The sequence below is a fragment of the Cyclobacterium qasimii M12-11B genome (genome assembly GCF_000427295.1).
Classification (GTDB): Bacteria; Bacteroidota; Bacteroidia; order Cytophagales; family Cyclobacteriaceae; genus Cyclobacterium; species Cyclobacterium qasimii.
Genome location: NZ_ATNM01000198.1, coordinates 1 through 12,364, shown reverse-complemented (window position 1 = coordinate 12,364; position 12,364 = coordinate 1). Strand labels below are relative to the sequence as shown.

The following is a 12,364-nucleotide window of genomic DNA, read 5'->3' as shown; positions in this document are numbered from 1 at the left end:
ATCCTTACTTTGGTGTTTTTTACCTCCTATTTTTATTATCTTCCTTATGCTATTTTAGCTGCCGTGATCATTGTGGCTGTTTCGAGTATTGTGGATTTCAAAGGGCCTTTAGAGCTATGGACCAAAGACAGGAAGGACTTCTATATGTTTATGGTTACCTTCCTGGGGACGCTAACCATGGGTATTGTACTTGGAATTCTTACTGGAATGATACTCTCTTTAATGCTGGTAATTTACAGGGCTTCAAGACCTCACATGGCCCAGTTGGGCAGGGTTCCAGGCACCAATAATTTCAGAAATATCCAACGCTTCAATAATCTTGAAATAAACAATGACCTTCTAATTGTAAGAATAGATGGCCCCATTTATTTTGCCAATGTGGATTATATTAATGATAAAATCAATCAATGGCGGAAAGAGAGAACGACTCCCATAAAAATGATCTTTCTAAACATGGAAAGTGTAACAAGCCTGGACAGCACAGGAGTAATGACAATACAATCTTGGGTTAAGGAATGGAGGAACAATGACATTGACCTTTATATCATAGGTGCCAAAGGCCCCGTCAGGGATGTTTTAGTAAAATGGCATCTGATTGAATCAATAGGTGAAGACCATGTTTTTTTAGACACGCATACAGCGAGTACCTTTTACGAAAAAAATATTGATGCCAAAAGCCTTCAGAGGTTGGGGCCTTATGCGCTTCAAAGTAATTTTAAGGCGAAATAACATAGGCTCCGAACAAAATTCAGAGCCTATGCGCTTGTGATTATAATTAATCTTAAACCCTACAAAAAACCTTAATTCCTGAAAATTTCAGGAATACATTCCTTAACTGATAGCTTAGGAAGAAATTTCTTAACTAGTGAATTTTTATTGGCCTTTTCGACATCGGATAATTCCAAAGACCCACTTAATATATATACTTCAGAAGTTATACCAGCTCCTTTAATTTCTTCTAAAAAGTCCCATCCAGTCATTTGAGGCATAACTAAATCCAAAAACAAATATTCAGGGTTAATATTAGCAACCAGATCTGAAACACCTACGGCTGATGAGAATGTATGTATCTTATATGGAACGGTTAAACTTTTTTTGATGTATTGTTCCGTTACAAAAGTACTTACCCTATCATCATCTATTATCACAATATCCAACATCAAAATACATTTATACTATACTAAAACTCATTTAACACAGTGTAAAATTAATCAAAAAAAAATCACCTCCAAACATAGAGGTGATTTTTTATCGTTTATTCTGTAATTCAAATACTGTTTTTTGCATTTAGCCACTAAAAATGGGTTTGAAATGGAACACTATTTATTTAGCAAACCCCTCAAATAAACTCCATATCCACTTTTCCCTAATTTTTCCGCCGCTTTTAAAAGTTCTTCCGCATCAATGAAACCATTTCTATAGGCAATCTCCTCAATACATCCTATTTTTAACCCTTGCCTCTCTTCTATCACTTCCACAAATTGTGCTGCCTGGAGCAAGGATTGATGTGTTCCCGTATCCAGCCATGCTGTCCCCCTGTTTAATATGCCTACTTTTAGCTTTTGTTTTTTCAAATAGGCCACATTAATATCTGTTATCTCCAACTCTCCCCTGCTGCTAGGTTTAATGTTTTTAGCAATTTCTACAACTTCATTGTCATAAAAATAAAGCCCTGGTACCGCAAAATTAGATTTGGGAGTTGTTGGCTTCTCTTCTATACTCAAAACATTATTGTCATCATCAAATTGAACAACACCATATCGCTGAGGGTCATTGACATGGTAGGCGAAAACTACACCACCATCTGGATCAGTATGTTCTTTTAGGGTTTTGTGCAGACCTGTTCCATAAAAGATATTGTCACCCAGGATTAGGGCAACTTTATCCTTACCTATAAACTCTTCGCCGATAATAAAGGCTTGCGCAAGACCATCTGGGCTTGGCTGAATGGCAAAGGTAAATTTACAACCAATCTGACTACCATCTCCCAGAAGCTTTTTAAAGGCTTCATTGTCCTCAGGTGTCGTTATTATCAAAATTTCATTAATACCAGCCATCATCAGCACTGATAATGGGTAATAAATCATCGGCTTGTCATAAACCGGCATCAATTGCTTACTCACTGCAATGGTTAATGGATAGAGACGAGTGCCCGATCCACCAGCTAAAATAATTCCTTTCATAAATACTGTTGTTTATCGCTATTATTATCAAAATTACACACAAAATAAAAAAAAGGTTTTGGTGCTAACCCACTAAAAAAAACACATAAAAACTAATTTCAAACTATATAATCTCTATTTCAAACAAATATTAAACTTAACAAGTTACTTAATAAATGGCAGATTTACTTCTGGATTTTAATTTATTTACTCAAATTTGACTAATTCTATGCAAGAATTGGTAGTTTTGTGCGTTTAAAGATTTAATTGATTGCCATTTCCGGTAGTCAATTTTTAAATTAAAGTATGAAGAATTCCTTTATTACCTCTTTTTTCGTTGTTTTATTGACGACAGGATTATTTATCACCTCAGCCAACGGGCAAAACTTTTATAAAGAAAAAGTTCCAAGAAACTCCTTCTTGCAAGCAGGAGTTGGACTTGGGACGATTTATGCCGACAATGCCGGCGGTGTAAGGAATTTAACTCTTTTATTAAGACCTGGCTTATCATTTACCTATGGTAAAAAAATACACAAGCACTGGGATGTAAGGGCCAATATTGGATACCAAAGGTACAAAAGCCAGGATGCTAGTTATTATGGCCCAACCATCGTGCAGACATGGATCGCCAGAGACCAGGCTGTCACAAGTAAGAACAACCTATTGTTTCTTGATGTAATTCCAAGTTTTTACCTTTTCAGTTCAGAAAACCATACCCGAAGAAGTAAAATAAACGTTTATGGCGGAGCAGGAATAGGCTTACTCATGAATTCCAATCAGACTACAAAAATTGATTTTAACGGAACCAGCAACCATAAAGACACTCAACTCACTGGCTATATCCCTCTGAAAGGCGGGTTAAGCTATCGTCTAGACATTTACACGGACATTGCTTTTGAAGGCACATTGATGCTTACTTTTTCAGATAACCTAGATGGAAATGAAGGTTATAACAGACTTAATGATCATCCTATGATTGGACAGATCGTAATAAGAAGGTACCTTAACCCATTCAAATCAATCTATTAGGTTCACACGTTTTATTTCAACCCAAAGCTATCGAATGGTTTATCTATTTGCTTTTAGAAAGTAAAACATATTACCTATTAACTGTCTATAAATTATATTTTTTTTAGTCAACTGCAAGGTAATTAACACCCCTTTTTACTACATTTTTAAACCAATATTTTTCAGTTCAACATACGTCGGAAAATTGTGGTTTACGCCCCTTGCTCTCAATGCTATAATTCTTTTATAAGCCCTCATTCCGAGGACCTTACTAATGGGTTAATCGTCTTCTCCTCCTTTAAACCCCTTACACCAAAACGAAGCATTTAACATTGTTAAATGAACTTATTTCTGTTGAAATTGATTATTACATGTATATACACATAATTTAGATATATTATGAAATCATCTATAAAATCAATTCGACCTTTAGGTGCTCAATGGCCAACTCAGGACCCATTCTTATTTTGTGCCTATCACCATGACATCTTCCCAGAAGGCAACCCTGAAATGGGGCCTAACACAATTCTTTCGGAAAGAAATATAGGGCAGGATTTTTCTGGTAAAGATGGCTGGAGCATGTATCATGGAAGTAAAGTTCCAGGTTTTCCTGCACATCCCCACAAAGGCTTTGAGACAGTGTCCATAGCAGAAAAAGGATTGGTAGACCATTCCGACTCATTAGGGGCCGCTGGAAGATTTGGTAATGGGGACGCCCAATGGATGACTGCAGGAGGAGGAGTAATGCATGCTGAAATGTTTCCACTCTTAAATGAGGAAACCAAAAACGAAGTGCTTTTATTTCAGATTTGGCTCAACTTACCTAAATCAAAAAAGAATGTGCCTGCCCACTTTAAAATGATGTGGCAGGAGCAGATTCCAATTATCAATAAGAAAGATGAAAAAGGCCTTGAAACATCCTTCAAACTTATTGCTGGTAAATTTGGTGATACTGAAGCCTTGGCTCCTGCCCCTGATTCATACGCAGCTGATCCTTTAAATGAGGTAGCCATTTGGCTAATTAAAGCGGATGCAAATGCCACATTTAAATTACCAAAGGTAACTTCCGGTGTAAATAGAACCTTGTTTTTCTATGAAGGCGATGAAATACAGATTGGTGGAGAAAGTGTAGCAAATGGTCAGGCCATAGTGTTGGGTGATCAAGAATCTTACACTATAGAAAATGGCAACAAAAAAGCTCATTTCCTCTATTTGCAAGGCAAGCCCATTAATGAAAAAGTGGTTCAACATGGGCCTTTCGTAATGAATAGCAACCAGGAAATCCAAGAGGCTGTTGGGGAGTTTCAAAGAACTCAATTTGGTGGATGGCCTTGGGACAGCCATGAGCATGTTCATGACAAATCCAAAGGAAGGTTTGCCATTCATGCTGATGGAAAGATCGAAAACAAATAATTAAAAACGGGTAGTTTGATCAACTACCCGTTTTTATTGCCAAATAAAAACAGCTTGATTTCTATTTAAATGTCCTACTTTTTATCGTGTTTGCTTAAAAACTGATATTTTCAACCCTCATTTTGAGATTACACACATAGACAGGAATGCCGTAAATGGATTTGAGGCGTTAGATCTTTTGAATTTTTCGATCTTTAAAAGAATGTTATCAATATAATTATAGCTAACTTTAATAGTCGATACAGATAACATCATATTATAAAGCGGTAAAAGTTGTTTTAATGGAAATTTTAGGATTGGATATTGGAGGCTCAGGCATTAAAGGTGCTCCAGTAAATATAGAAACTGGTCAATTGACCGCTGAGAGATTCAGAATCCCAACACCAACACCTACGAAGCCCGAAAGTGTCGCCGATACTATACAGGAAATAGTAGATCATTTTAAATGGACTGGCCCGATTGGTTGTGGCTTCCCTACTGTGGTAAACAATGGGAAATGCATGACCAAAAGCAACATTCATAAAAGCTGGGTTGGCGTGCAGATCGACCAATTGTTTTCGGAGAAAACAGGTCTTCCTGTCACGGTTATCAATGATGCTGATGCTGCTGGCTTAGCTGAAATGACTTTTGGAGCTGGCAAGAACAAAAAAGGCCTGGTAGTAACCGTAACGATAGGAACAGGCCTTGGAACTGGCGTGTTTTATAATGGCATCCTCATTCCAAATTTTGAATTGGGAAGAACTTATTACAAAAACGGCGAAATCATTGAATATTTCGCTGCTGATTCGGCTAGACAAAAAGAGAACCTTACCTATATTGAATGGGGTAAACGGTTCAATAAATTCCTTAAGCATACCGTAAGAATCATTTCTCCAGACTTATTTATTCTTGGTGGAGGAGCAAGCAAAAAAATGGACAAATTTGAAGACCAGATAACCGTAGATGTTCCTGTAATTGCTGCCGAAAACAAAAATGAGGCTGGAATAATAGGAGCAGCAGTTGCCGCCTATCTAAAAGATAAAGGATAGCACAATTCATTGAGGTTTGAAATTCATTTTATGTAATAGAAAAGCTATCCATAAGTGAATTCCTTCAAAATCACAATCTTCGGTGTTCCCAAACGCACATTTGAGGAACACTTTCTTACTTCTTCTTCCGCTACTTTTTTAGATTACAAAGGAATAATCTTTATGATCATTTCTTTAAAGGTCACAACTACCCCCTTGGTAATTGTATTTTTCAATGTCGCTGTAAACTCATTAATTGGGTCTAGACATTTTACTCTTATCCTTATAGATAAACCCCTGCATCTATCCCGTCAAACTTTAGCCAGACCGAACGACCTGTTTTTTTTAAGGTCATTTAGTTTGGGTTAAAATTGATTTTGCAAAAAAAACAGTTATTACCCCTCTTATTTAAATGGGCAATTATTCTAAATAATTTTTATTATTATTGTTTACATAAATTTAGACCTCCACCCTTAAAAAATATTGGCAAGGAGGAGATCAAAATAACATCAGTTAAAACCAAAATAAAACCGCAATGAAAATGAAATTCTTACTCCCTGGCCTTTTAATGATGGCTTTAATAGTTAATCAAGGGTTTGCCCAAAAGGTGAAAATGAAATCAATCTTCAATGGGAAAACATTAAAAGGCTGGACGGTAACTCCTGAAGACAATATTTGGTGGGAAGTAAAAGACGGCAATATCCACACTGAAAATGACCCAACAAAGACTGGTTCAACCCTTTGGACAAATAAAGAATACGGTGATTTCATAGTTGAATTGGACTTCCTAATGGGTAAAGGCACTGTTGATTCTGGTGTGTTTTTAAGGACTGATAAAGACCAAATACAAATTGGCATCTCTGGATCATTGAAAAGAGACATGACAGGCTCTCCTTATATCCCTGGCAAATCTTACCCCAAAGAAGCAAGTGGCGTAAAGGAGCTATTGAAATTAAATGACTGGAACACAATGAAGATTAAAGTGGAAGGTCAAATTTATACGGTTTGGCTAAACGGTCAGGAAGTAGTGACTTATCAATCAGAAAACATGCCTGAAAAAGGACCAATAGGCCTCCAGTTGCACCCAAGCAATGAAATGAGTATTGATTTTAAAAACATCAAAGTTGGAAAACTATAAAACCAATTAACTTTCTTACCCTAGCACGAAAAATATCATAGGCTAAGGTGATTAATATCATGTATTGTTGTTTAAGAATTTGCTTATTTTGAGTCAATGCCAAATTAAAAATGCTATTGCAATGATTTGGCAGGTAAATCAAGGTATTAAGAATTTAAAATAAACTGGCCATGAAACGAATCATTGTTCCAATTGATTTTTCACTTTATTCAGAGAATGCATTCTACAGTGCAGCCAAGGTTGCAAGCAAAGGTGATGCAACCATTACCTGCATCAACGTAATCCAATCTGATTTAGATTGGAACAATTTATCCACATCTGAAAAATAAAAAACCAGGAAATTTTAGATCTGGAGGCAGAGGCAAAGGATAAATTAAAAGCCTTTGTGGCTACACACAAAATTAAAAACACACCTGTAGAGGCAGTAGTGGAAATTGGTGTGCCTTCCCAGGTTCTCGTAGACTTGGCTTTTAAGCAAAAAGCAGACTTAATAGTCATTGGTGCTTATGGCAAGAATCGTGAACCTGGGAAATTTATCGGCTCTACCACCCAAAAGGTTTTCAGGAATGCTCCATGTCCTGTTTTGGCAGTTAAAAACATAGTGGATGGCAGAGCCATGAAAAAACTGGTGTTTGCCTCTCTATTTAATGAGGCCAGTAAGCCTGCATTTGTAAGGTTAAAGCCCTTCATTAAAAATGTACGGACTGTAGTACATTTTTTATTTATCAACACCCCCGAGAAATTTATCGACACAGGTAAGGCAGAAGCCCGCATGGCCGAATATGCTTATGGACAGGAAGAACTATTGATTCATCGTCATATTTACAACCATGAGGAAGTTGAAAAAGGCATCATTGCTTTTGCTGAAAAAGAAAAAGCTGGAATTATTGCCATCGCTTCCAATCTTAGGAAATCCAATACAGCATATCAAATTGGTGTCACAGACACGCTTCTTTACAAAACAGACATCCCTATTCTGAGTGTTAAGTTTGAATAAGGAGTAAATATTAGGAACGATTGACACTTAATAATTAACAAGAACAAAACACGTTAACTTATTCATGTAAGCAAAAGGCAATTGAAAAGCTTTAGCCTTCTACAAATTTCAAGCGGGCTTTGGAATAAGAAAAGCGTAACCGTTAAGCCCTAATCAAGTAATTGCATTTATTTACACAATGCACCCTATTCATGACCATCCCTTCTTGAAGGCTTCACCAGCCCTTCGGTTGAGACAGTATTGGGTTACATTTCGAAGATAGATTAACAGGTAAATGTTCCATAATTCAGGATCTTGAAATAGGAACATTTACCTGCCGCTATCTATCTTCCATCTACAACCAAATTACTATTTGGTTAAAAGTCTTTTACCCGTTTTTTTCACCTTTGCAATCGATTGCCTATTAATTATATTTTTATGAGATATTGCTTATCTTTATGGTCCTATAATAGTTTACGACTATAGAATCATATTAAAATATTATACAAAAAAAACCCATACCATGAACAAACAAATTTTAAGTCTTTTTGCTTTGTCTATTTTCTTCCTGGCATCTTGTGCAAAACCAGCTGTAGAAACTGAAGACGGATGGACTAACTTATTTGACGGAGAAACTTTAGACGGCTGGCGTCAGCTGGACGGAGCTGCTGAATTTGAAGTAGTAGACGGTGTTATCGTCGGCACCTCTGTTCCTAACACACCTAATACCTTCCTGGCTACAGAAAAGACCTACGGTGACTTCATCTTAGAGCTGGATATCCGAGTAGATGACGAAACAAGCAATTCAGGAGTAATGGCCAGAGGTCAGCATGACCCTGAAAAAAACGATGGCGCTGGTAGAGTATTTGGCTATCAAGTAGAATGTGACCCAAAAGAAAGAGCATGGTCAGGTGGTATTTATGATGAAGCCAGACGAGGATGGCTTTACCCTTTGACCTATAACCCTGACGCAAGAAGTGCTTTTAAACTAGGTGAATTTAACACCTATAGAATTGAATTCATTGGCAACAACCTTAAAACCTGGGTAAATGGCCAAGAGGTTGCTTATCTTGTAGATGACATGGACGCTACTGGCTTTATTGCCCTTCAGGTTCACGGAATAGGTAAAAACCCAGAAAACGCAGGTAAAAAGACCTATTTTAGAAATATTAGAATTCAAACAGAAAACCTTACCCCTACCCCTTTTGAAAAAGACATATTTGTGGTAAGTACCATCGATAATGTATTGACTTCTTACGAAGAAGACAAAGGATGGAAACTTCTTTTTGACGGCAAAACCAGTGAAGGATGGAAAAGTGCTAAAGCAGAAAATTTCCCTGAAGGTGGTTGGACAATCAATGACGGAGTATTGACAATCGAAGCGAAGGATGGTAGAGAATCTGCCAATGCTGGCGACATCGTAACCAAAGAGCAGTACAGTGCATTTGACCTGGCTTTTGATTTCAAAATCACGGAAGGTGCTAACAGTGGGGTTAAATACTTTGTCACCCTTAATGAAAACAATTCTGGGTCTGCTATAGGATTGGAATACCAAATCCTTGATGATGAAAGGCATCCTGATGCAAAAATGGGAAAAGACGGAAACAGAACCCTTTCTTCCTTGTATGACTTAATTAAAGCTGACAAACAAGACCGATTTGTTCGCCCAGTGGGAGAATGGAACAAAGGACGTCTGATCGTTTATCCAGACAATAGAGTAGAACATTATATCAATGGACTAAAAGTGGTGGAATACACTAGAGGTTCTGACGAATTCAGGGCATTGGTTGCAGAAAGCAAATACGCGAAATGGGATAATTTCGGAGAAGCTGAGCAAGGCCATATCCTTCTTCAGGATCACGGTGATGAAGTCTCTTATAAGAACATCAAATTAAAAGTATTAAAATAAAAAAAGTATAAAGACTAAAAGGTAAGCTTAACAGCTTACCTTTTTTGTTTTACAGCCGTTCATGTGAAATGTTCAGAATTCAGATATCCCGCATTTTTTAATCCAAGGCTTTCCTTACTGTTTTAAGGAAGCTCTTCACCTTCTCAAAAGGATCACCAGGCCCCAATGTCTCTATGGGTAGGTAACCATTATAGTCACTGCTTTTTATAATTTTCATCAAGGTTTTCAAATCAACGGGTTTTTGATCACCTAGGTAATTTACATTTTCTTTGATCTGCCAATTGACAGCATGGTGAACATTTTTACTGATTTCTTCATATGGATCTTTCAAAGAGTAACTTCCAACATCCAATACAAGGCCAAACCATTCTTCCCTAACATTTTCCATTATATAATTTACCTGGTCTGCAGACTTTATAAAGTCATTGTGATTTTGCATGGCCACGATCACACCATGTTCAGCACCAAAAGCTGCACACTCTTGCATAGCAGCAATTACACCATCAGCAACCTCCTTCCATACAGCGCCCTCCACATTTGCCTTACCTGCAAAAACACGTAGTACTGGCGCGCCCATTTTGGCTGCCGCTACTATCCAATTTTTCACTAGTGCTATCTCTTTCTTCCTTTGGTCTTCATTCTGCAAAGTAAAATCATTCCTCACCCCGGTTCCACTAATGTCCAAGCCCCAATGATGTGCTTGCTTCTTGATCCCGAAAAGCACCTTGTCTTCCGGAACTTCTGGATAAGAAGCGATATAATAGGCTGTCAGATCAATGGCAGGAATCGCATTTTCAGCACAAAACTTAAACAACCCTTCCAATGAAAGGGTTTTGTCTCGCAGGGACGCATTAAAAGAAAAGGCATTTAAACTTAGCTTAAGGTTTTTTTCTGTACGCTGCAAAGGCGTTGAAATAGGCGCAAAACCCAAAAGTGGCAGCGCTGCCAATCCCATTCCTTTTTTTAAAAAACCTCTTCTTGGTTTATGGTTCATGGTGTTTATGTAAATGACAATTTATAAGGAAAAATCCGTTCTGAGCGAATATTATCACCGTTAATCTAGACATAATTAGAAAAATATGTCGTTTTCACACTAATATAAACAACAAAATAGGAATCTCATGAAAATTAGAGCAATTTTAATTTATGCAATCGGTTGTCTAAATCACTTAAAAATCTGGAATAAGCAAAAATAAATTTTTAATATTACTATTAGATTAAAAGAATAGATAATGCAAAACACAGCAAAACCTTCAAATAACACCTTCTTAACTGAGGATTTTCTTCTAAAAAATGATTTTGCCAAAGGGCTTTATCATGATCACGCAAAGAAAATGCCTATCATTGATTACCACTGTCACCTTTCGCCTAAAGACATCGCCGAGGACCGTCAGTTTGACAATATGACTTCGATCTGGCTGCATGGTGACCATTATAAATGGCGTGCCATGAGAACACTTGGGGTCAATGAAAAATACATTACAGGAGAATCAACTGACCAGGAAAAATTTGAAAGCTGGGCAAAAATTGTTCCTCAGACAATGAGAAACCCTTTGTTTCACTGGACTCACTTGGAGTTAAAGGGTTACTTTGGTGTGGATCAATTGCTGAATGAAAATACCGCATCCGATATCTATGCGCACACCACTAAGCTTCTTCAACAAAAAGAATACAGTACTCGAGGCCTGCTTTCAAAAATGAACGTAGAGGTAGTTTGTACCACAGACGACCCTATTGACAGCTTAGAGTACCACCAAAAAGCCAAAGCGGACAACCTTTCGATCAAACTTCTTCCGGCATTCCGTCCAGACAAAGCATATGCTGTAGAAAATCCAGGTGACTACCTAAAATACCTGGAACAGCTTACAGATGTAAGCGGGATTTCTATCAATACATTCGATGATTTACTGGCCTCATTAGAAAATCGCATCGCTTATTTTCATGAAAATGGAGGAAGGCTTTCTGACCATGGACTTGAGCAACTTTACTTTTTCGACAACGACAAATACTCCATAGACGCATTGTTTGCGACTATCAAAAAGGGAGACAAAATCCAACCTGACGAGGTGAGGTTTTTCAAATTCAAAACCCTTACAGCTTTAAGTAAAATGTACCACGCTAAAGGATGGACCCAACAATACCACCTGGGCGCGCTAAGGAATACCAACGAAAGAATGCTAAGAGTATTAGGACCTGATACTGGATTTGATTCCATTGGAGACTTCTCTCAAAGTGTTGCCCTTGCGAAGTACCTTAACAACCTTGACAGTACCGACCAATTGTCCAAAACCATTTTATATAACCTGAACCCTTCAGACAATGAAGTAATGGCTACTATGGTTGGTAATTTTAATGATGGCTCTGTAAAAGGAAAAGTACAGTTTGGATCTGGATGGTGGTATCTTGATCAGAAAGACGGCATGGAGAAGCAAATCAACACCCTTTCCAATATGGGCATTCTTAGTTGCTTTGTAGGGATGCTAACGGATAGCAGAAGCTTCCTGTCCTTCCCACGTCATGAGTACTTCAGAAGAATCTTATGTAACCTCATAGGGCAGGATGTTGCCAATGGTGAACTACCTGCTGATGAAGAATGGTTGGGTCAAATGGTCGAAGACATTTGCTATAGAAATGCTCGGAATTACTTTGGTTTTTACTAGGCCCTAATTAGAGGGCTTAGCAAGGCTTTAAGTCTACTGCATTTGCTAGTCTGGTAATCTTATTGAAAATGAACTGGACGCTATAAAAAAA

At 37.6% G+C, this 12,364-nt stretch carries 12 protein-coding genes; 9 read left to right on the top strand and 3 right to left on the bottom strand.

The genetic code is table 11. From position 1 onward, the window contains the following. Window positions 1-729, top strand: a 729-nt coding sequence (locus ADICYQ_RS25075) for a SulP family inorganic anion transporter (protein ID WP_040418160.1), incomplete at its 5' end; no start/stop codon positions are given. Between the two features lie 71 nt (window positions 730-800). Here ADICYQ_RS25075 and ADICYQ_RS25070 read toward each other — a convergent pair. Together ADICYQ_RS25070 and rfbA are read right to left on the bottom strand one after the other, a co-directional pair. Next, entirely contained in the window at window positions 801-1,160 is a 360-nt protein-coding gene (locus ADICYQ_RS25070) for a response regulator (RefSeq protein WP_020894067.1), read from the bottom strand. 159 nt (window positions 1,161-1,319) lie between these two features. Next, entirely contained in the window at window positions 1,320-2,183 is an 864-nt protein-coding gene (rfbA, locus tag ADICYQ_RS25065; protein ID WP_020894066.1) for a glucose-1-phosphate thymidylyltransferase RfbA, read from the bottom strand. Window positions 2,184-2,468: 285 nt separating this feature from the next. On the opposite strand from rfbA, the gene ADICYQ_RS25060 reads away from it, so the two are divergent. From ADICYQ_RS25060 to ADICYQ_RS25030, 7 genes are all read left to right on the top strand, one after another. Continuing rightward, window positions 2,469-3,191 (top strand): hypothetical protein, encoded by a 723-nt coding sequence (locus ADICYQ_RS25060; RefSeq protein WP_020894065.1) that lies wholly within the window; start codon window positions 2,469-2,471, stop codon window positions 3,189-3,191. A gap of 378 nt (window positions 3,192-3,569) precedes the next feature. Next, entirely contained in the window at window positions 3,570-4,583 is a 1,014-nt protein-coding gene (locus tag ADICYQ_RS25055) for a pirin family protein (protein WP_020894064.1), read from the top strand. A 281-nt stretch (window positions 4,584-4,864) separates the two neighbouring features. Further along, entirely contained in the window at window positions 4,865-5,611 is a 747-nt protein-coding gene (gene ppgK / locus ADICYQ_RS25050; RefSeq protein ID WP_020894063.1) for a polyphosphate--glucose phosphotransferase, read from the top strand. Between the two features lie 520 nt (window positions 5,612-6,131). Beyond that, entirely contained in the window at window positions 6,132-6,728 is a 597-nt protein-coding gene (locus ADICYQ_RS25040) for a 3-keto-disaccharide hydrolase (RefSeq protein ID WP_040418162.1), read from the top strand. A 170-nt stretch (window positions 6,729-6,898) separates the two neighbouring features. Next, complete coding sequence (locus tag ADICYQ_RS29455; RefSeq protein ID WP_020894061.1) at window positions 6,899-7,057, top strand: universal stress protein; 159 nt, start codon at window positions 6,899-6,901, stop codon at window positions 7,055-7,057. Between the two features lie 56 nt (window positions 7,058-7,113). Continuing rightward, complete coding sequence (locus ADICYQ_RS25035; RefSeq protein ID WP_020894060.1) at window positions 7,114-7,725, top strand: universal stress protein; 612 nt, start codon at window positions 7,114-7,116, stop codon at window positions 7,723-7,725. Window positions 7,726-8,227: 502 nt separating this feature from the next. Continuing rightward, window positions 8,228-9,613, top strand: coding sequence for a 3-keto-disaccharide hydrolase (locus ADICYQ_RS25030; protein ID WP_020894058.1), 1,386 nt, complete (start codon window positions 8,228-8,230; stop codon window positions 9,611-9,613). 97 nt (window positions 9,614-9,710) lie between these two features. On the opposite strand, the gene ADICYQ_RS25025 is transcribed toward ADICYQ_RS25030, so the two are convergent. Beyond that, window positions 9,711-10,607, bottom strand: a complete 897-nt coding sequence (locus ADICYQ_RS25025; RefSeq protein ID WP_020894057.1) for a sugar phosphate isomerase/epimerase family protein — start codon at window positions 10,605-10,607, stop codon at window positions 9,711-9,713. Between the two features lie 238 nt (window positions 10,608-10,845). Here ADICYQ_RS25025 and uxaC point away from each other — a divergent pair, with 238 nt between their 5' ends. Further along, a complete protein-coding gene (gene uxaC / locus ADICYQ_RS25020; protein WP_020894056.1) occupies window positions 10,846-12,273 on the top strand; it encodes a glucuronate isomerase in 1,428 nt (475 codons plus the stop codon). Window positions 12,274-12,364 lie beyond the last annotated feature (91 nt).